Origin of the sequence: Picrophilus oshimae DSM 9789, assembly GCF_900176435.1 — an archaeon.
In the GTDB taxonomy this organism is placed as follows: domain Archaea; phylum Thermoplasmatota; class Thermoplasmata; order Thermoplasmatales; family Thermoplasmataceae; genus Picrophilus; species Picrophilus oshimae.
In genome coordinates, this window is record NZ_FWYE01000001.1 from 470,967 (window position 1) to 491,826 (window position 20,860).

Sequence of the window (20,860 nt, forward strand, 5' to 3'; positions counted from 1 at the left end):
TTTATTCTTTATTACTGGTAATTCTGATAATTTGGCGGTTCAGATATAATTCTTATATCGTGCGGGTGGCTCTCCCTAAGGCCGTTCTCGCTGATCCTTATGAATATCGATTTTTCATGAAGTTCCCTTATATTGGCCGCACCAACGTAGCCCATGCCTGTTTTTATCCCACCGACAAGCTGAAACAGTATCTCTGAAACCCTGCCGCGGTATGGGACGGCTCCCTCAACACCCTCGGCTATGAAGCTATTGTTTTCAAGTTTTCCGTACCTGTCAGATTTTCCCGCCTTTATGGCGCCTATTGACCCCATGCCCCTGTATGATTTATACTTCCTTCCATTTATTATCATTTCCATGCCCGGGCTCTCGTCGGTTCCGGCAAGCAGGGAACCAAGCATTACGGTTGACGCGCCTGCAGCAAGTGCCTTAACAATATCACCGGAGTATCTTATTCCACCGTCGGCTATTACAGGTATATCGTTTTTCTCAGCAACATCGGCCACATTTGATATTGCAGTTAACTGTGGTACACCGATGCCTGCAACTATCCTTGTTGTGCATATTGATCCGGGGCCAATGCCAACCCTAAGGCCATCAACACCGGCATCAATCAAATCATTTGCTGCATCTCCCGTTGCTATGTTTCCTGCTATTATATCTATATTTATTTTTTTCCTCATCTCCCTAATTGAGTTAACAACGTTCATGTTATGGGCATGAGCCGTATCAATAACAATAAAATCAACACCGGCATCCTGAAGTGCAAGGACCCTGTTTATATCAAATGGACCAACTGCCGCGCCAACCATTAATTTTCCATCATTATCCCTGGAGGCATCCGGGAATCTCTCCCTTGTTTTTATGTCCTTGGCAGTTATTAAACCTGTTAATCTTCCCTTTTTATCAACAAGGGGCAGCTTTTCTATTCTGTTTTTGTATAATATATATTTTGCCTCATCTATTGAGATATCCTCATCGGCATAGATAACGTCCTTTGTCATTATGTCCTTTACAAGGCCCTTGTTGTCAGAGAACTCAAGATCGCGTTTTGTAAGAATTCCTGACAATTTTCCGGCTGTTACAACTGGAAGTCCGGCTATATTCCTTGTCATCATTATGGTTCTTGCAACATTTACCGGTGTATTCTCATCAACTGTTATAACATCTCTTATTATTATTGTCTCCTCCTTTTTGACCCGCTTTACCATTTCAAGCTGCTCGTTTATTGATATATTTCTGTGAAGAACACCAAGTGCACCGTATCTTGCCATGGCTATTGCCATCTCGCTTTCTGTAACCGTATCCATTGGTGAGCTTACTATTGGAACCTTGATTTTTATATGCCTTGAGAACATGCTTGATACATCTGCATCCCTTGGCTCAACACCTGACTTTAATGGTAAAAGCAGCACATCATCAAATGTATATCCTTCAATTATCTTTTCAAACTTTTCCTTAAACATTGTAACTAAAGACAATCATTATAAATAAAATTAATTATTATTTTTTTTTATATATAATCATAAAATGTTACCAGGTTTTTTACCAATAAAACCTTATTTTATATCTCACTGGAAGTCCATGGAACTTTTCCAGGACAGGGAATCAATACTAAAATACTTCCAGGATCATGGAATACTTGTATCGCCTGGTGCACTTAATATAATACTTGAAAGAAGCATGGGTGAATTAATACCAAAAATGCTCTCTGATGATGTTATAAGTTCTGGATATCTAAGCGAATCCGAGGTTCTAAGGCTTATTAGATCACCAAAGGTTGAAAAAAACGATTTTGAAGTCTATGTACCGGATATAAGGGCTCACAGTTCCGTGGAAGACTTCAGGGAGATGTTCGTTGACAGATATGAAAAGATAAGAAAGATGATAATACAATCATCGGAGATGCGTGGTACATTAACAATAAAAAGTGCAAAGGTTTCACAGGGGAAGGTAAAGATCGTTGGTATCGTTTCAGATATAAGCACAACAAAGAACGGTCATAAAAAACTTCTTGTCGAGGATCTTGACGATCATATGGATGTCTTTTTATTAAAAAGCAAGGGCCTTTCAAATGAATTAATACTCGAGGATGAGGTGATAGGTATTATAGGATCCATCAGCAGAACCGGCGGGGACACGGTAATGTTTGCTGATGAGATAATAAGGCCCGATATACCAAGAAAGATGATCTATGAGGATAAAAAAGAACCAGTATACATTGCATCCATATCTGATATACACGTTGGCAGCAGGACATTCAGAAAAAATGATTTTCAAAAATTAATATCATGGATAAAATCATCAAGAAATGAAGCACAGTATCTAAAATATCTAATACTAAGCGGCGATGTTGTCGATGGAATTGGTGTTTATCCAGGCCAGGAAAACGACATAGAGATATTAAATCCATTTGAACAGTACGAAAAACTGGCAGAGTATTTAAACGAACTGCCAGATGATATAGATATCTTCTTAACACCGGGAAACCATGACAATGTAAGACTTGCAGAGCCGCAGCCTGTTTTTTCAAAGAAGATCTCTGATTTTTTTAATAAAAATGTTCATCTGATACCAAATCCATTTAACATTGAAATAAATGGAAAGAATGTATTAATATATCATGGCATGTCATTAAATGATATGATCGAGCTCGTTCCAGGGGCAAATTATGCAAGTGTCGGCTCAGCAATAGAGGAATTACTTAAGAGGAGGCATCTTGCACCTGTTTACGGTGGAAAAACACCAATAATACCATCAAAGATTGATTACCATGTTATAGAAAAGATACCAGATATCTTTATAACAGGCCATATACATTCGCATTCGCTTGGCAACTATCATGGAGTTAGATACGTTAATTCATCAACGTGGCAGTCACAGACAGAGTACCAGAAGATGATGAACTTTTCACCAAATCCCTCAATAGCAACATTGTTTGATTTGAATTCAAACAACGTTATTAAAATGGATTTCAAGGATTAATAATAGCCTGAAAGCTCAACGCCGTATTCAGGTATTGATATTCCAGAGCCGTTCTCAACATGGCCTATCTCCTTGAAATCCACACGCCCCCTTAAAGTATTAACAAGATCAAGCTTGCTCTCCTCATCTATTATTATTATATATCCCATGCCCATGTTGAATATCTCGTACATCTGTTTGTATTCAAGCCTGCCAAGATCCATTAAAACGTTAAATACGTTCTGCGGTTTTATTGGATTATCTATAATATATTTAAGATCCTTTATCCTTGTTATATTCTTTATTCCGCCTCCGGTTATGTTTGCCATGCCCTTTATATTGACTATGCCAAGCATGTCAAGCACCTCCCTTACGTATATCCTTGTTGGTTCAAGTAACACCTCATAAACCTTTTTGTTCTCATTTGGAAAATTCTCATCGTATGATACATTATTATCCTTTAGTATTCTTCTCACGGTCGTAAACCCATTTGAGTGAAGGCCGCTGCTTTTAAGAGCGTATATTAAATCTCCCTCCTTGACAAAATCACCTGATACTATCTGCTCCTTTTTTATTATGCCCAGGCTTGTGCCGGAGACATCTATATTGTTTACAAGGTCAGGTACTATGGCAGTTTCACCGCCAACTATATTTATGTTAGCCATCTGTGCCCCAATGTTGAATCCAATGCCAAGCTGCCTTGCAATTTCATTATCAACCCTTTTTAATGATATATAATCAACCATTGCTATTGGTTCAGAGCCGATGGTTATTGCATCGTTAACATTCATTGCTATGCAATCTATTCCTATAGTATCGTATTTTCCAACCTCCTCGGCTATTATCGTCTTTGTTCCAACGCCATCGTTGTTTAAAGTTATTGCAAAGTTTCCAAAATCTATTAATGATGTGAATCCACCAATACCGTTGATCTGCTTAAAATCATCACGGCGGAATTTCATCTGTCTTATAAGTGTTGATACAAAATCACCCTGTTCCTTTCTGTTGATTATGCCCTCCTTCATAATATGTAATTACATCATAAGATAAAATTTTATATATGCCTGTTAAAAACATACAAAATTTATTGAAAATCTATGATATTACGGGTTTCATGTAAAAATATCAATATTAAAATAAATACAATGTATTTTTTTAATTTTTATAATAAAATAGCTATTAACAAAACGTTTATATTGAAGTTAGTTATATCGAGTATACACACAAATGAACCTATTAATACATGATTATTAATAGGGGAGGTGAAGGTCTTTTTAGACCAGTGACACCGGATAAGTAAAGCAAGATGAATTGTGTACTGCTAAACTGTCTGGGGGATGGTTTGGCTTGAGAGCCGAAGAAGGACGTGCCAAGCTGCGAAATGCTCTGGGGAGGCGCATGGAGCCTTAGATCCAGAGATCTCCGAATGGGACTTCCTGATTCACTCCGTAAGGAGAGGGCACCCCGGGAATCGAAACATCCTAGTACCGGGAGGAAAAGAAATCAATCGAGATACCGTGAGTAAAGGCGATCGAAAGCGGTAGAGGGCAAACCGAATCCTACCCGAAAGGGCAAGGAGATGTGGAGTATGGACTTTCCCCAACGCCTCTTTTATCGATTCGAATAAGCTGGGAAGCTTAGCCATAGAGGGTGATAGCCCCGTAGAAGAAGATAAAAAGGCCATGAGGGGAAGTATCCTGAGTACCATGCGTCGTTATTCGCGTGGGAATACGGGTGGCATGAACATCCAACCCTAAATACATCTCAAGTCCGATAGCGAACAAGTACCGTGAGGGAAAACTGAAAAGCAACCCGGAAGGGCTGTGAAAAGAGCCTGAAACCAGACAGTGAAAACTTTATAGGGCACTAAAGGGGTGAACCGAAAGGTGACCGGTGTCCTATAGTCCGTGTTGAAGAACGGGCCAGGGAGTTGCGACGGTTGGCAAGGCTAATTCTTAAAGAAGGAGCCGTAGCGAAAGCGATTACCCGCACAGCAATGGAGGGGTAGCGTACCCAAGTGCGTTTAGTCAGCCGTGGCAGACCCGAAGCCGCTCGATCTACGCCTGAGTAGGTTGAAGCTTAGCGAAAGCTAGGTGGAGGACCGAACCGGTTCTGATGTGCAAATCGTTCGGATGACTTGGGTGTAGGGGTTAAAGGCTAATCTAGAGCGGCAATAGCGGGTTCCCCCCGAAACTACCCGCAGGTAGACCTCCATGGAGATTTCGGATGAGGTAGAGCGACCGATTGGCCGGTTAGTAGTCGAAAGACTGCGCCGGCCTATCAAACTCCGAACTTGTCCGAATCGTAGATATGGGGTGCTAGGGCATAGGGATAAGCTTTATGCCCGTGAAGGGAACAACCTAGACCTGGATTAAGGCCTCTAAATACTGGCTAAGTGCGATCTAAAAAGGTTTGCGGCCGAAGACAGTGGGGAGGTTGGCTTAGAAGCAGCCATCCTTTAAAGAGTGCGTAACAGCTCACTCACCGAGGCTACATGCCTTGAAGATGGAAGAGGCTAAAGCCAGTTGCCGAGATCCAGGACCACCGCAAGGTGATGTGGTAGGGGGGCGTGCTGTATGGGACGAAGCTTCTTCGAGAGGAGGAGTGGACCGTACAGTATCGCGGATCCTGGTAAAAGTAGCAGTCAAGAGTGGTGAGAATCCACTCCGCCGAAAGGGCAAAGGTTCCTTGGCAATGTTCGTCAGCCGAGGGTTAGCCGATCCTAAGGCCATTCCTAACAGGAAATGGTCGAAAGGGAAGCTGGTTAATATTCCAGCGCCTGAGGTGTTCTGCCATGCATGTGAGCTTCGGGATAGGAGGAGCACACCCGTCAGTGTGTTGGTGCATATAAGCAGATGGAGAGTTGTAATGACGTAAAGTCTGCGAAGATGTATCTGTCCCCTTATGGGGATTTCTCTAATTCCTGGAGCCCATGAAAAGCATGCATGGGTCAAGCCTCAGATCGTACCAAGAACCGACACAGGTGCCCCTGGATGAGAAGTCCAAGGCGTTTGGGAATAATGGACGCGAGGGAACTCGGCCAAATAGCTCCGTATCTTAGGTAGAAGGAGTGCCTATCCAGAGAGAGGATAGGTCGCAGTGGCAAGGGGACCCCGACTGTTTACCAAAAACACAGATCACTGCTAGTCCGTAAGGATGTGTATAGTGGTCGAAACCTGCCCAGTGCTGGTACCTGAAAGCTCCGCTCAAGGAGAAGAAGGGCCAGTAAACGGCGGGGGTAACTATGACCCTCTCAAGGTAGCGTAATACCTAGCCGCTTAATTGGCGGCTTGCATGAAGGTTCAACGAGAGTCCCACTGTCCCCGCGTTCAGCCCCGTGAAATTAATGTACTGGTGCACAATCCAGTCTCTCCCACGTGAAAGCGAAGTCCCCGTGGAGCTTTACTGCAGCCTGTAGCTGTGACGCGATTCTCAATGCGTAGGGTAGGAAGGAGCCATCGAAGTTCCGGTTGTGGCCGGAATGGAGGCGACGATGAAACACTTCCCTTTGGGAGTTGCGTCACTAACCTTGCAAAAGGGACAACTATTGGTGGGCAGTTTGGGTGGGGCGCCACGCCTCTAACAATCCAACAGAGGCCTCCAAAGGTCAGCTCAGGAGGGTCAGAAATCCTCCGTAGAGTATAAAGGCAAAAGCTGGCTTGACAGTGTTCCAGACAATAAGGAACGCTGATGCGAAAGCAGGGCTTAGCGAACCACCTTGTCTCCCTCTTCATGAGGGCAGGTGATAAGAGAGAAGTTACCCCAGGGATAACTGAGTTGTCCTCGGCAAGAGTACACATCGACCCGAGGGTTTGCTACTTCGATGTCGTCTGTTCCTATCCTGGCGCTGCATAAGACGCCAAGGGTGGGGCTGTTCGCCCATTAAAAGGGATCCTGAGATGGGTTCACTACGTCGCGAGACAGTAGGGTTGCTTCTCCGTGGGAGTGCTCGATGCCTGAAGGGAAGGAGCCTTTAGTACGAGAGGAACGGGGGTTCGTGGCCTCTGGTTTACCGGTTGTCCGACAGGGCAGTTGCCGGGTAGCTACGCCATACGCGAATAAAGGCTGAAAGCATCTAAGCCTGAAGTCGCCCCTGAAAAGAGGCATCGTTATCAGGTCCCTCCTAAAAGAGGAGCTTGATAGGACCGGGATGTAAGTGCTGAGCTTTTGCGAGGCATTAAGTCCACGGTTACTAAAAGACCGAATGCACAATCCATGCTAATTTCTTATCCGGTGTGTTTCCTTTTATTTTTAAAAAAATTAATTTTTAAGATTCTTTATTATGTTTTCTGCAACATCATCAAAAAATTTCCTTGCAAATTCATTTTCAGCAGCTGCAGGTATACCCTTATCTGAATCCTCAACAATTTCAGGTATTATAGGAATTTTTCCCAAAAAGTTTATATTATACTGCTCTGCAAGCTTTTTTCCACCGCCGGATTTAAATATATCTGTTTCCTTCCCACAGTGCGGGCATATAAAGCCGCTCATGTTTTCTATTAGACCTATAACAGGTATCTTCACCTTTGATGCAAAGTCAATTGCCTTAACAGCATCGTTTAATGCAACGTCCTGTGGTGTTATCACTATGACAATTCCATCGGCATTTGGTATTAACTGGCATATGCTCAATGGCTCGTCTCCAGTTCCAGGCGGCAGATCCACTACAAGTATGTCCTTTCCATCCCAGATGACATCCTCAAGGAACTGCTGTATGGCCTTGTGCCTCAGTGAACCACGCCATATAACTGCGGTCTCCCTTGGTATTATTAACCCCATCGAAATTACATCAACGTTGTATTTTGTTTTAGCAGGTATTATTCCCTTTTCATCGCCGTAGACCTTTTCATTCTCTATGCCGAGCATCTTTGGATCATCCGGGCCGTTTATATCAGCATCCAATAAGCCAACATTTAGATTTTTACCTGCAAGGGCAACAGCGAGATTTGCAGCAACCGTTGATTTACCAACACCGCCCTTGCCGCTCATGATAAGTATTGTGTGCTTAACCCTGTATTTAAGAGATTTCTCCGGCGTCATCATCGGCCTTGGCGGTGGCGGATTGATCTTTATATTTCCAGTCATGATTTTATATGCATTACTTGTATTTAAGAGTGCAGTGAAAAAAATTATAAAATTTAATATATAATTAAAAAGTCTCGGCCAGTATTGAAGAAAACCTCTTTATTATATACTCCCTGCCAAGGTTATAAATAAAATACCCAAGCCTTGGCCCGCGGCTCCTGCCTATTAATATTTTATAAAATACCGCAAATGCATCCTGTGGCCTCATTTTTGATCTTCCTATTATGTCATAGACATAATTGTGTATTGAATCCGGTGACCATTCTATATTATCTATGTTCTCCAGGAATTCATTTACAATCTTTCTTTCATCATCGTTTAAATTTATGTTTTCATCTGTAAGCGAGAACTTCATCTCAGGAGGTGCATACTTTTCAAGCCAGTACCTTGCAGTATCAATCTCATTCATTATATAATCATCTATGTAATCCTTCTCGTAGCCGCTTCTCTTAAGCGCTGATAACAGGGCATCGTTATTATTATATATCTGCACAAGCGTTACTATATGCCTGAATGTTATTTTTTCTGGCTCTTTTAGTATTTTTAATCTTGATAGCTCATAGACATCTTTGTAGTCATCATCCTTTACACTGTCAAGGCCAAAATAGGCCCTTTCGTACTTTTCATACTCATCTATTAGATTTAAAAGCCCGGGCCCGGGATCAAAGTCTATGTGCCTGCCAGGATTGTTCTTTGCAATTAAAAATCTTATTATCTCTGGCGGTGAGAATTTTATCATCTCTGATGCGGGTATTACAACACCCGTTGATGAATGCATTACACCCTTTCCCTTTAAAAAGATCCTTTCATAAAGTAACGGAAGCGGTGGATTTATGTTAAAAATATCACTGGCTATGGCCTTTCCAGTATCGTATGAGCCACCGGCCGCGCCGTGATCCTTTCCAAATGGCTCTATTGTAACATGCAGTGAAAACCATTTTGCAGGCCATTCAACACGCCATGGCATCTTTCCATCATCAGTTCTTATATCGGCTTTGCCTGTATAGCCGCATTTGCATTTATACTCGGCATATGGATAATTATATGATATTACAGTGGTCGTGTTTATCCTTCCGCAGGATTTGCATACAGGTTCATATGGATACCAGTCACCGGTTATTTTATAATTTCCTATGCTGTTTAATATATTTTTTATTTTCTCCCTGTTGTTCATTGCAATATCTATGGCCCTTGACAGCACGCCGTTTTTATAAAGCGATGTCGTGCTTATTATCTCCGGCCTTACATCTATTTTGTCTATTGTCTCCTTAAAAGGCTCTAAAAAGTATTCTGAATATGTTTTATCGCCATCTGGAGCAGGTATCATGCTCAATGGATGGCCAACGTACCTTTCATAGCTCCCTGGAAGGAACGGATAAACCTTTCTTAATGGATCCATGTCATCGCAGAGATATATAAAAGATGCCCTAATTCCAAGCTTTAATGCCTCCTTATATATTATATCGCCTGTGAGTATCTCCCTCATGTTTCCTATGTGTATTGGCCCTGACGGTGATATTCCCGTTGATATCCTTTGATCCCCTGAAACATCCTTTAATAAAGATTCACTCCAGTGCATGATCACACCATTACTGTTCTCATTATGGCCCTTATCTTCACGCCATTTATCTCATCGATGTTCAGCTTTGATGCTATTACAATGCACAGAACTGGCTTTCCACCAGATTTCTTTACATCCTCTATTGTTCTCTTCATGGTTTCGCCGGTGCTAACAACATCATCCATTATCACAACGTTTTTGTTTACAACAGAGGCGAAGTTGCTGCTGAAAAACCCCTCCTTTCTTGATGGATGTGGCCTGTATACTATTAGCTCCTTCCCGGTCATGTAGGATGCAAGGGTTGCAAATGGAATGCCATTGATTGTTATTCCCAAAAATGCGTCAATGTTCAAATTCATCTTGTTTGATTCTTCCTCTGCTATATCTATCATTATCTCTGCAAGACTTCCTATCCTTGATCCAAAAACACCGGCACTGCGCCAGCCTATTTTAACATCCTTTGCACTTCTCTCATTTACAAACTCCTTGCTAAGGAGCCATGTAACAGTATTAACCGATAAATGAAGCTCTGTTGATATCTCCTTATCCGACATTCCCTTATTCTTCATCTCTATGGCCCTGTTGTAGAGCTCCTCAAGACTCTTCATTTAAAACACCTGCCCTTATCTTTACTGCCGTTTTTTCCAGCTCTTTTATATCAGTTATATGTCTTTCCATATTAAGCTTACTGTTATTATATCTTGGTATCATATGAACATGATAATGCATCACAACCTGGTTTGCCGCCCTGCCGTTGTTCTGGCTTATATTAAGCCCCTGGGCATTCAGGGAGGATATAAGAACCGGTGCAAGCTTTTTAACTGTTTTATAAATCTTGATGTACAGATCATTATCAATTGAAAATATATCCTGGTAATGTTCCCTTGGTATAACAAGTATGTGGCCGTTGTCTATAGGTGCATTATCCATAAACGCGACAACATCATCATCCTCATAAACAAAAGCCGCGTTCCTCTTCTTTATTATCTCCCTGCAGAAAACACAGCTGTCATCGTACATTGTAAGTATATATAATATAATTATAAAAGTATTTCAGAAAAATAAAAGAAAAGCTTTTAATAAAAATAATCGATACAGGAAATGGGCCGTGATAGCTCAGTTGGGAGAGCGCCAGACTGAAGATCTGGAGGTCGCTGGTTCAATCCCGGCTCACGGCATTATTATAAAAGTTCAATGTCTTAGCCATTCTAAAATTAAAAAATTATTTTATTTATATAATCATGATTTAGAGTTTATAATATAAAAATAGTGCTATATAATTTAAATATTATATAAAATTTATATTTAATTATTAAAACATTCTTTCACATAATCATTTAATTCATTGTATTTATCATTAAATTCTTTTTTTAATTTATTTATTTCATCTTTATTGGATTCGTTATTAATTTTTTCCTTTAATTGATGTAGTTCTATGGATAGTTCAGCTACTTTATTATGAATATTACTATTTTTATCATATTTTGGTATATCTATTTGGAATGGCTTTTTATGTATGTGTCTTTCAGATAAGATTCCTGAATTCTTAAGCTGCTTAATTAAATAATTAGAATTTAATATTCCGCATATATAATATGCCTCATTTTTATCATCAAAATATGCATAATATGAGGTAACATCTACTATTATATCTTTATTTTCTACAACAGCAGACCTTATTTTTGTTCCACTGGTATTATAAACAACCATGTAATTATAACTGTGCTGTGATAATAATTTATTACCATAGTTTAACCAGTCTATAAAACTCATAGAATTAGCGCTGTTTTTATTATTTGTGAATTTATTTCCTCTATTATTCTCCCAGTCTTTTTCTATTTCATTTAATTTTTCTAAATAATTTTTTAATAGATTATTTTGTATTGTGTTCATATTTTTTGTTTCGTATATGTTATTTTTTATTGAATATGTGTATGGTATTGTATCTTTATTCTGGTCAATAATAAGCGTGTAATCTATTAAAGGCAATATTGCCTTTTCATTTAAATGAATTCCAAAATTTTCAATCGATTCTCCTAAAACAATATTGTATATCAAATCTTTAAGAGCATAAAAATTATTCCATATAAATGAATAATCTCCCTTTTTATGCCTCTTATCTGCTGTTAATGGATTATATTTATCCATTGTTTTTATTAAATATGCATATTGCTCTTCCTTTAATATATCAACAAAGAAATATGGTCTTGGGAATATTGTTGCGCCTCTTTTGAATATACTTTTATAAATAGAATTTTTAGTAAAATTCATTGGTTTATCTGAAATGGCAGATTCGTTTTCTGATGTATTAATATAATATTTTTTATTTATTATATCATAGTTAATATTATTATTAAAAACATCAACTTTTTCATTTGTAGAATTTTTTATTAAATAACCTGATATTTCTTTTTTATCTTTTAAATTAAAATCAAAAACTACAATACAAGAAGGCTTTCTAAACGGATTAATAGAATTATCTATATCTATTATTTCACTTATGTTTGCTGAATTAATCCATGCTTTCGTTCTTAAACCGTGATATTGAGAAGCATTCATAATAGATCTGGTTATAACAAAGCCTATTTTTCCAATAATTTTTTTATTTTTCCGTTTTAAATATTCGGATGATCTTGCAATAAAGAAACCTGCATAATCAACATTGGCCTTATTTTGTGATCCGTGCTTCATTTTGTAATCATCATAAATGGAATCCAGATCATGTTGCCTCTCATATGATGTTTCTCTATAAGTTAGCCATGGTGGATTTCCTAATACAACATCTATTTTATTTCTAAAATAATATGGTGTGTATATGTTTTTTAAAACATAGAACCATATGCCATCCTTTTTATTCTTAACTAATTGTATTAATTTTTTAATTAGATCTGAATTATACTTAAACTTATCAGGTACATTTATATTTTTTGTATTTAAATTTTTATAAACAAAATCTTTCATATCCTCTATGTATTTATTTAGCTGTATTATTGGCTCATCACCTGCATTAACATAGGAATAATCAAAATCTGCCTTTATATTTGCAATGGGATTAAAATCTATTGTAACACTTTGTACATCGGCATTTAAAGAACTTCTCTTGTAATATGTCATTAGTGAATCTGCCAAAAATACCGGAATTATTAAATTTAATTTTTGATGTATGTAATTCTTGCCTAGAGATAATATGTAATTTGCCTTTGAGAATACAACAGCCAGGGGATTTATATCAAAGCCTATTACCTCATCTGATATTTTTTGCGAACCAAGATCCTTTTTTCTTTCAATGCTTAATTTTAAAAATGTTCCTGAACCGCATGCAGGATCTAATATTACATTATCCTTTGTAACCAATTCATCAACCAAAATTTTTGCAAGCCATTCAGGTGTATAAAACTCACCTAGATTATGCCTCTCACTTGGAGATATTACACTTTCATACAAAACCCTGAAAATATCATCTTTTATATTTGAAAAATCATATAAATCTATTTCCTCATTGATATATGAGAAAAATTTATTGTTTTTATCTATAAATATATCAAAAAAGTTGTCAGGTTCAACAAAATTCATTATTCCCTTGGATTCAAAGGCGGAACCGTTTAATATATTTTCTATATTATTTTCACCTAAAACTTTGCCAACTATAAACAATGAATAATAATATATTATTACATGCCTTAAATAAAATTCTAATGATATCTCTTTGTTGTTGCCTAAAACCTTGGCCACATAATTTTTCCATTCATCAAATTTAATTGTGTATTCTAAGTTATCAATTTTTATTTTTTTATTTTGAATATTCTTCAGTATTTCATTTTGTAAATCCAAAAGCCTTGGTATTATAATATCAACCTTTGGATTTAATTTTATATCTTTTGGATTAAACAATAAATAGAGCTTTGTATATAGATTATTTAATGTATATTCATCATTTTGAGTTTTTATTTCATTGTTTAATATAAAATCATATTCTTTTTGTTCATTGCTATTATATACCTCAAATATATTTCCATCTGTTATAATTAATTTAGAAACTGTATATCCGTTTTTCTCTCTTGCATTTTTATACCTTTTTAATTCCCTCAATGCCTCTTCTCTTGTATCTTTATTTATCTCATCCTTTGTTTCCATTAATATTCCTGCATAATAAATATCATTGCGGTTTTCCTCAAAACCTATGAACTCTGGCTTTATTCCCATTATATTTACCATTAACTTGCTTTCCATGTATGCCCTTTTGTTTAATTCTCCATTTTTTGTGGGTAAAACTTTTAAATATTCTTTAAGTTCATTTTCAAAATTATCTGGATAAATATATTCTAACTGGTTTATCATTATATAATCTTTAATATGGATTTATTTTTAAATTTTTGTATTAGATTATTTCAATATTTTTATAATTATCATTAAAATTTTTTATTTATTAAAAATGAAATATTATTTTTTAATTTTTTCATATATTTTATATGCTGAAAAGAACGCATTCCTTGGCATGTTTTTAATTTTCCATTTTCTAAGAATCACCGATTTTTATAATTTATTTTATAATTTTCTGTTACAATAAAAAATTATAATGTAACCCCATATCTATTTATTTTAATATGAAAAATAAAAAAATTAAAATGCAATGGTATGGAATACATATCCTAAATACCATTAATTTTTAACCTATATTGTGTGCATTGTTTAACCTTATCATAAATTCCTGGACCATGATTTTTAATTTCCATTCCTTTACATTTCATTTATTTGTAAATCTATTTTATATATTCATTGATTCTAATAATTCCAGGCCATGTTATTTTTAAAATTCCTGTATTTAAAATTGCTTTACAATTCTGTGAGTTTTGTAAAGCCATTATATAAATAATAAAATCTATCAAAAAGATTTAATATGAGTATTACTAATAATCATACTGATGAAAAATGAATGATAGAATTACAATAAGTATAACTCCTGAGCTGCACAGCGCCATAATAATAGCTGCGGAAGAAAAAAACATTAGTGTATCCAGGGTCATAGAAAATTTTCTAAGGGCTCTTCAGATTTTCATAAATTTATCGATAAGGCAAAAAAATATTCCGAGCTTGAGGAAAATATAAATCCAACAGCAGTTGATCCTTCTTTATTTAATAGTTCAAGAAAGAAAACAAATAATAATGAAATAAAAAATGAACTTTAAACTAAATTTTTAATAATCATGATTGCTGCTCCCTAAGGTCACATACCATAAAAATAAGCTCTCCTGGCCAATCATTTACATTGTATTTCTCAGAACATGTAATAAAGCCTATTTTCATGTAATAATTTTGTGCTAATTTTACAGGATTTTTTCCATCAGCTTCCAAACAAATTATGTTAATATTCATTTTTCTGCACTGATTTTTTAACATATCCATCATTATTGCCCCATCGCCCTTATTTTTGTTTTGGCTGATTTTTGAATTTCTATTAAAATATTCTATAAATAAGCATTTTTCATTTTCATACCTGCTGCAATATTTATTAATTACAATACCGGATGAGTTTACAACCTCATTAAATGTAGATATTTTAACGGCCATAATGGCACTTATTTCACTATTTCTTATAAGGGCAAAAACATCATTTATCATATTCCCCAAATTTAATATATTCATCCAGTTGTATATTATTCATATAATCATCATCGGATCCAAAATCTTTGTTTAAGTACCTTTTTATATTTCTTGTATATGGAGAACGAAGTTTAATGCTATTTATCATATTTCTCTATATAATTTCTGTATTAATATTTTTTATACTATTATATTTATGTTGTTCTCAAATTTTCATGGGAACTAACATCTCTAATACTTCTCTCTTGGACCATATATGTGCAAAAATGTCAAAATATCAGTTTTTTAATGCCATACTTATATTAATATTTTAAAATATAGAGCCTTTGTTTTTCTGTGTTTTAAATTAATTAAAATAATTTTAAAATTTTCAACATATGAAATCCTTTATTTCCCTGTGTTTAATAGCAGTCATTTCAATTTAATTATTTTTAATGTCATTGTTATTAAATCCTTTAATATCATGGTTTTGCAATCAATTTTAAAATATTTTGAATATACATTATTAATCCATTATATGAAAAAATCCATTAAAATAGGCCATTACAGTTTTAACAATGGTCAGTCTAATATCTTTTATTTTATTGCCTGATTAACTGCGAATATTTATATATAATCTATAGATATTTATTTATAGTTTCAACTGCAACAAAAGAATTATTATCTTCATATTCAATGATTCAAAAACAAAGGATAAAAATGTTAAAAAGGCATTATATGAAATACTAGGCATTGGCTATGACAAACATTAATATCAATTGGTTAAAATATTATCAAATATTTATTGAAATATTTGTTTTTTATCTTTTTCTTTGTTAATGTGTTCCCTATGATCTGGAACTGCATAAACTCCGGAAGCGGTATCATGCCTCTGTGCATTTATAATCATTTTTATATTTTTGTCGTGCAATATTATGCTTTCTATTAATCTTGATTTACTCATCATTTCCCCATCAGCAAGTATGCTTAGGGCCTTATCCACTTCCGCATCTATTGAAATTGATATTTTTTTTACTACCATGGTATTACCTCTTTTATATTGTGTATTAGTATTTATAATTTTTTATTTTTTTCTTCATTGGCTGTAGGTTGCCCCATTCATAATCATAAAACATCTCTCCATATTCTGTATAGCCAAGATCTCTATAAAATTCAACCTTATCTTCAACTGAATCCAACCTAATTTCTGTAAAACCGTATTTTAATGCAATTTTCTCTGCCAAGTGAAGCATGGATGTGCCGAGTCCCCTTTTTTGAAATCGTTGATCAACGGAAATTAATTCCACATGAAAAGGGCTATTTTTAATAATCTCCATAAACGCAACCGGTTTTTTCTTTTCCTCCTTAACTATTATAATTATGTTATTATCTTTCAAAGATAGATTATAAAGATCTTCTAAGCTTATACTATCCATTACCTGATTTCCTGAGATAATTCTTCTCTGATCTGTTTTTTTGATATATCTATAACCGCCCCTTAATCTAAATTTTTTATCCATTTGCATGTAATTTCTGCCTCCATAAAATTTTTTCTGATTCTTATAAGGCCTATTTTATTTCATTCCTGAATTTATTTAACAATTCAGGACCCTTTAACCTTACATTCTCAATTAACTTTGATGCCAGTATTGATGCCCTGGTATGCCTGAACAAATGCGGATATATTCTTTTTTCTATTCCGGTTCTTTCCTTTAAATTTAATAATAGTTTCCTTGCATCATAGTATTTCATTGGCTGATGCAAATTGTTCTTATTTATTCCAGTAAATAAATAATAATCATTGTCATCCCTTGATCTTAAATAATCCTTTAAATATGCTATTGAATCTCATATTATCCTTACATTTCTGTTTCCTGTTTTGCCATGCACATTTAAAATTAATTGTTCATGAAACAATTACATCCTTCATCAATGATAATATCTCACCGATTCTGCATCCGGAGTTGCATATAAAAGATGTATTTACAAAAGATAAAAACATTTTATGCAGAATGCGCATGAATAAAAAGGCATTAATGCCATTCTATTATTTCATCAAACCTTTATGCAAAAATTATATGCTTATTTTTATGTATAATCAATTCATGCTTAAATATTTATTTAAAATCTCTTATAATCATATAAGAAAATTAATAAAATTATACCTATTTACATTTTTATGTTAATGGTTTCTGTGGATATAGGTGGAACCTTCACAGATATAGTCATCATTGAAAATAAAAATGTTGGTTATTACAAGGTTCCAACAACGCCAAAAAATCCGGAGATCGGCGTTATAAACGGCCTTAAAAAATATTTGAATGGTAAAAGGATTGATGAATTCCTGCATGCAACAACAATAGCCACAAACTCACTGCTTGGCCAGTACGGTCTTGAGCTCCCAAAGGTTGCACTGTTAACAACATATGGCTTTAAGGATATAATTGAGATAGGCAGGCAGAACAGGCCAGAACTTTATAATTTAAATTTCCACAGGCCCAGGGTTCTTGTTCCGGGAAATTTAAGGTACGAGGTTAATGAAAGGACAGATGTAAATGGTGAAATAATAGAATCTGTAAAAGAATCTGAAATAAAAAATATTGCTGAAAGGATGCTTGAAAAAAATGTGGAATCAGTTGCGGTTTGTTATCTGCATTCATATAAAAATCCTGATAACGAAATATTAACAAAGAATATTATTGGAAAAAGATTTAAAAACGTTTCAATATCATCCGAAATATCGCCTGAACCACGTGAGTATGAAAGAATGTCAACAACCGTGGTTAATGCTGCACTGTCTCCGGTAATATCAAATTATGTAAGAAATCTGGAGCTTTCAATTAAAGATTTTGGTGATTTTGATATTAAAATCATGTCAAATGCCGGGGGTCTTATTTTTAGCAACGAGGCCTCTGAAAAACCGGTTAATATCATAGAATCAGGACCGGCTGCAGGCGTTATAGCAGCATCGGAATTTGCTAAAATCATTGGAATAAATAATGTTATATCATTTGATATGGGCGGCACCACCGCAAAGGCAGGAACGGTTCTCAACGGCAACTTTGAAATCACATCAGAGTACGAGGTTGGGGGATTATCCCATCATGGCAGGATAATAAAGGGCTCCGGATATCCTGTTAGATTCCCATTTATAGACCTTTCCGAGGTATCTGCAGGCGGTGGAACAGTAATATGGAGGGATTCGGCCGGAGGATTAAACATTGGTCCATGGAGTGCAGGCTCAGATCCTGGGCCTGTATGTTATAATCGCGGCGGTAGATATCCGACCATAACGGATTCAAATCTGGTTCTTGGAATAATAGGTGATAAAATGTCAGGTTCCGATTTTAAGCTAAGAAGAGATCTATCATTAAAGGCATTATCAAAGCTTGGAAATCCATACGAAATTGCCGAGGATGCTGTTAGGCTTGCCATACTTGAGATGGCCCGCGGTATAAGGCTTGTTACTGTTGAACGCGGTCTTGACCCATCAGATTTTACATTATTTGGCTTTGGTGGTGCTGGACCGCAGTTTGCGGTTAGAATTGCAGAGGAACTTGGCATAAAAAGGGTTATTATACCACCAGCTCCAGGTGTTTTCAGTGCCCTTGGTCTGGCATACTCTGATATGAGATATGAGGCGCGCAAATCATATCCCGAGGATCTTGAGCATGATTTTGATGCATTAAAAAATAAACTTATGGTTAAACTCAAGAATCCCGGGTTCATAATGTACGCTGATTGCAGGTATCATGGTCAGGGCTCAGAATTAACGGTTCCTGTAAATGAAATAAACAGGGATAAAATCATACATGATTTTGAAAACCTTCACTATAAAACCTTTGGATTCAGGCTTGATAGGCCTGTTGACATCGTTACAATACGTGTTTTTGCGGTAGAAAAGCGTGAAAAACCCAGGATAAACATTGAAAAGGGCAGCAAAATGTTTTTTGTTAACAGGAAATTATATATAAATGGATCATGGGTCTGGATTAAAGTATATTCAAGAAACAGTCTAATAGAAGGTGAAAACATTCCAGGTCCATGCGTAATAGAGGAGGACGGATCAAGCACGTTTATACCTGAAAACTGGAATGCCCATACTGGAAAAAATAATGAAATTGTGGTGGTTAGATGAACTGGGAAATAATAGGAAAGGCAACACAGTTTATAGCCGAGGAGATGGGAATTTCCCTTAAAAGGTCTGCACTCTCGCCTAATATAAGGGAGAGAATGGATCATAGCTGTGCAGTTCTTGACGAAGAAGGAAGAATAGTGGCCCAGGCAGAGCATATACCTGTGCATCTTGGATCATTTAAGATTGGTGCAAAGAACATAATAGATTACATGAATGAAAACAATATTATTTTAAAAGATAATGAGATGCTTGTTACAAACGATCCATACATCTCGGGAACGCATCTAAATGACGTTACATTCATGGCACCGGTGTATAATAAAAATAAATTATTTTGCTATGTTATAAACAAGGCGCATAATGTCGATGTTGGTGGCCCGGTATTTGGCAGCCTTAACCCCGGGGCAGTAAACATATACCAGGAGGGGATGATAATACCACCGGTGAGGGGTTCAGGTGATATTATAAAATTCATTATATCCAATTTCAAGGATCCTGACACTGCCCTGGGTGATCTTAATGCGCAGATGGCCGCAAATAGAACTGGTATAAAAAGGATTAAGGAGATCCTATATAAATACAACGAGAACGATATAAAAAACTCATGGGATGAATTAATATATCACTCAAGGGAACTATCATTGAATGCAATATCAAAATGGCCATCAGGAGAATACGAATCCGAGGACTTTCTTGAGGGCAATGATGATTTAATTAAATTAAAATTAAAACTTTTTATAAATAAAAATGGTATTAAAGCAGACTTCTCTGGAACCAATAAACAGGTAAATTATCCATTAAATGCTGTTCTTGGTGTAACGTTTTCCTCTGTTTCATTCTCAATTAGAAGTGCCATTAATCAGGAAATCCCAACAAACGATGGTTTTTATTCCATAATTGACCTAATGGTTCCTAAAGGATCGCTGTTAAATCCTGAGAGACCACATCCTGTTTCAGGCGGCAATGTGGAAACAACACAGCGTGTTGCCGATACGGTTTTGCTTGCGATGTCCAGATTTTTAAAGGAAATTCCGGCAGCATCTTCCGGTACGATGATGAACATCATGCTTGGCGGTGAGAACAATGGAAAATACTGGTCATACTATGAAACAATAGGCGGTGGCAACGGTGCCAGATTCAATTCCAATGGTGAATCAGGAATACATTCAAACATGACGAACACACTTAACACGCCTATTGAGATAGCCGAAAGGGAGTATCCGGTATTCTTTACAGCATATAAATTAAGGCGCGGCAGCGGTGGTTCAGGCCATTACAATGGCGGTGATGGCATAATAAGATCATTTTATGTTAAAAATCAAACATATATATCTGTAATTGCTGATAGATTTAAGGTTAAACCCTGGGGTCTTCATGGTGGTTCTCCGGGAAAAAATGGAATTATTTATATAATATCATCCGGAAGAAAAAAGAGAATGCCCGGAAAATTTTCATTTAAATTAAAAGCAAATGATGAGGTTATTATAAAAACGCCAGGTGGCGGGGGCTATGGTAATAGATGATAGAACATGCAC

The 20,860-nt window shown here is 36.1% G+C and carries 15 protein-coding genes, 1 tRNA gene and 1 rRNA gene; 6 read left to right on the forward strand and 11 right to left on the reverse strand.

What is annotated here, in order from left to right; genetic code table 11:
* Positions 1 to 11: 11 nt before the first annotated feature.
* A complete protein-coding gene (gene guaB, locus B8780_RS02595; RefSeq protein WP_084272551.1) occupies positions 12 to 1,463 on the reverse strand; it encodes an IMP dehydrogenase in 1,452 nt (483 codons plus the stop codon).
* Between the two features lie 118 nt (positions 1,464 to 1,581).
* Between guaB and B8780_RS02600 the strand changes: the two genes are divergently transcribed.
* Positions 1,582 to 2,982: a DNA-directed DNA polymerase II small subunit gene (locus B8780_RS02600; RefSeq protein ID WP_084272552.1), complete on the forward strand. Its 1,401-nt coding sequence runs from the start codon at positions 1,582 to 1,584 to the stop codon at positions 2,980 to 2,982.
* Here B8780_RS02600 and purM read toward each other — a convergent pair.
* Complete coding sequence (gene purM, locus B8780_RS02605; RefSeq protein ID WP_084272553.1) at positions 2,979 to 3,986, reverse strand: phosphoribosylformylglycinamidine cyclo-ligase; 1,008 nt, start codon at positions 3,984 to 3,986, stop codon at positions 2,979 to 2,981. The genes B8780_RS02600 and purM overlap by 4 nt on opposite strands.
* Positions 3,987 to 4,268: 282 nt before the next feature.
* Between purM and B8780_RS02610 the strand changes: the two genes are divergently transcribed.
* A 23S ribosomal RNA gene (locus tag B8780_RS02610) occupies positions 4,269 to 7,177 on the forward strand.
* Between the two features lie 44 nt (positions 7,178 to 7,221).
* Here B8780_RS02610 and B8780_RS02615 read toward each other — a convergent pair.
* From B8780_RS02615 to B8780_RS02630, 4 genes are all read right to left on the reverse strand, one after another.
* The gene (locus B8780_RS02615) at positions 7,222 to 8,046 is read right to left on the reverse strand and encodes an Mrp/NBP35 family ATP-binding protein (protein WP_084272554.1); all 825 of its coding nucleotides are present in this window, start codon (positions 8,044 to 8,046) and stop codon (positions 7,222 to 7,224) included.
* Between the two features lie 64 nt (positions 8,047 to 8,110).
* A complete protein-coding gene (gene lysS / locus B8780_RS02620; protein WP_084272555.1) occupies positions 8,111 to 9,625 on the reverse strand; it encodes a lysine--tRNA ligase in 1,515 nt (504 codons plus the stop codon).
* A 2-nt stretch (positions 9,626 to 9,627) separates the two neighbouring features.
* Positions 9,628 to 10,215: an orotate phosphoribosyltransferase-like protein gene (locus B8780_RS02625; protein WP_011177266.1), complete on the reverse strand. Its 588-nt coding sequence runs from the start codon at positions 10,213 to 10,215 to the stop codon at positions 9,628 to 9,630.
* Complete coding sequence (locus B8780_RS02630; RefSeq protein ID WP_011177265.1) at positions 10,202 to 10,627, reverse strand: HIT family protein; 426 nt, start codon at positions 10,625 to 10,627, stop codon at positions 10,202 to 10,204. The genes B8780_RS02625 and B8780_RS02630 overlap by 14 nt, the downstream gene beginning before the upstream one ends.
* An 85-nt stretch (positions 10,628 to 10,712) precedes the next feature.
* Here B8780_RS02630 and B8780_RS02635 point away from each other — a divergent pair.
* Positions 10,713 to 10,785: transfer RNA gene (locus B8780_RS02635), tRNA-Phe, on the forward strand.
* A 127-nt stretch (positions 10,786 to 10,912) separates the two neighbouring features.
* On the opposite strand, the gene B8780_RS02640 is transcribed toward B8780_RS02635, so the two are convergent.
* A complete protein-coding gene (locus tag B8780_RS02640) occupies positions 10,913 to 13,945 on the reverse strand; it encodes an N-6 DNA methylase (RefSeq protein ID WP_084272556.1) in 3,033 nt (1,010 codons plus the stop codon).
* Positions 13,946 to 14,536: 591 nt separating this feature from the next.
* Here B8780_RS02640 and B8780_RS08065 point away from each other — a divergent pair.
* Positions 14,537 to 14,713 (forward strand): DUF6364 family protein, encoded by a 177-nt coding sequence (locus B8780_RS08065; RefSeq protein WP_153274199.1) that lies wholly within the window; start codon positions 14,537 to 14,539, stop codon positions 14,711 to 14,713.
* A 96-nt stretch (positions 14,714 to 14,809) separates the two neighbouring features.
* Here B8780_RS08065 and B8780_RS02645 read toward each other — a convergent pair whose 3' ends face one another.
* From B8780_RS02645 to B8780_RS08260, 4 genes are all read right to left on the reverse strand, one after another.
* Complete coding sequence (locus B8780_RS02645) at positions 14,810 to 15,226, reverse strand: hypothetical protein (protein WP_084272557.1); 417 nt, start codon at positions 15,224 to 15,226, stop codon at positions 14,810 to 14,812.
* A 763-nt stretch (positions 15,227 to 15,989) separates the two neighbouring features.
* On the reverse strand, positions 15,990 to 16,229 hold the full coding sequence (locus tag B8780_RS02650) for a hypothetical protein (RefSeq protein WP_084272558.1): 240 nt from the start codon (positions 16,227 to 16,229) through the stop codon (positions 15,990 to 15,992).
* A 25-nt stretch (positions 16,230 to 16,254) separates the two neighbouring features.
* Entirely contained in the window at positions 16,255 to 16,707 is a 453-nt protein-coding gene (locus B8780_RS02655) for a GNAT family N-acetyltransferase (protein WP_161939668.1), read from the reverse strand.
* Positions 16,708 to 16,756: 49 nt separating this feature from the next.
* Complete coding sequence (locus B8780_RS08260) at positions 16,757 to 17,029, reverse strand: tyrosine-type recombinase/integrase (RefSeq protein ID WP_330831682.1); 273 nt, start codon at positions 17,027 to 17,029, stop codon at positions 16,757 to 16,759.
* Positions 17,030 to 17,366: 337 nt separating this feature from the next.
* Between B8780_RS08260 and B8780_RS02665 the strand changes: the two genes are divergently transcribed.
* Positions 17,367 to 19,325 (forward strand): hydantoinase/oxoprolinase family protein, encoded by a 1,959-nt coding sequence (locus B8780_RS02665; protein ID WP_084272560.1) that lies wholly within the window; start codon positions 17,367 to 17,369, stop codon positions 19,323 to 19,325.
* Entirely contained in the window at positions 19,322 to 20,848 is a 1,527-nt protein-coding gene (locus B8780_RS02670) for a hydantoinase B/oxoprolinase family protein (RefSeq protein ID WP_084272561.1), read from the forward strand. The genes B8780_RS02665 and B8780_RS02670 overlap by 4 nt, the downstream gene beginning before the upstream one ends.
* Positions 20,849 to 20,860 lie beyond the last annotated feature (12 nt).

Excerpts from the sequence above, each read along its gene's own strand:
- guaB (WP_084272551.1), bottom strand. The coding sequence starts at position 1,463 with ATGTTTAAGGAAAAGTTTGAAAAGATAATTGAAGGATATACATTTGAT.
- B8780_RS02600 (WP_084272552.1), top strand. The coding sequence starts at position 1,582 with ATGGAACTTTTCCAGGACAGGGAATCAATACTAAAATACTTCCAGGAT.
- purM (WP_084272553.1), bottom strand. The coding sequence starts at position 3,986 with ATGAAGGAGGGCATAATCAACAGAAAGGAACAGGGTGATTTTGTATCA.
- B8780_RS02615 (WP_084272554.1), bottom strand. The coding sequence starts at position 8,046 with ATGACTGGAAATATAAAGATCAATCCGCCACCGCCAAGGCCGATGATG.
- lysS (WP_084272555.1), bottom strand. The coding sequence starts at position 9,625 with ATGCACTGGAGTGAATCTTTATTAAAGGATGTTTCAGGGGATCAAAGG.
- B8780_RS02625 (WP_011177266.1), bottom strand. The coding sequence starts at position 10,215 with ATGAAGAGTCTTGAGGAGCTCTACAACAGGGCCATAGAGATGAAGAAT.
- B8780_RS02630 (WP_011177265.1), bottom strand. The coding sequence starts at position 10,627 with ATGTACGATGACAGCTGTGTTTTCTGCAGGGAGATAATAAAGAAGAGG.
- B8780_RS02640 (WP_084272556.1), bottom strand. The coding sequence starts at position 13,945 with ATGATAAACCAGTTAGAATATATTTATCCAGATAATTTTGAAAATGAA.
- B8780_RS08065 (WP_153274199.1), top strand. The coding sequence starts at position 14,537 with ATGAATGATAGAATTACAATAAGTATAACTCCTGAGCTGCACAGCGCC.
- B8780_RS02645 (WP_084272557.1), bottom strand. The coding sequence starts at position 15,226 with ATGATAAATGATGTTTTTGCCCTTATAAGAAATAGTGAAATAAGTGCC.
- B8780_RS02650 (WP_084272558.1), bottom strand. The coding sequence starts at position 16,229 with ATGGTAGTAAAAAAAATATCAATTTCAATAGATGCGGAAGTGGATAAG.
- B8780_RS02655 (WP_161939668.1), bottom strand. The coding sequence starts at position 16,707 with ATGGATAAAAAATTTAGATTAAGGGGCGGTTATAGATATATCAAAAAA.
- B8780_RS02665 (WP_084272560.1), top strand. The coding sequence starts at position 17,367 with ATGTTAATGGTTTCTGTGGATATAGGTGGAACCTTCACAGATATAGTC.
- B8780_RS02670 (WP_084272561.1), top strand. The coding sequence starts at position 19,322 with ATGAACTGGGAAATAATAGGAAAGGCAACACAGTTTATAGCCGAGGAG.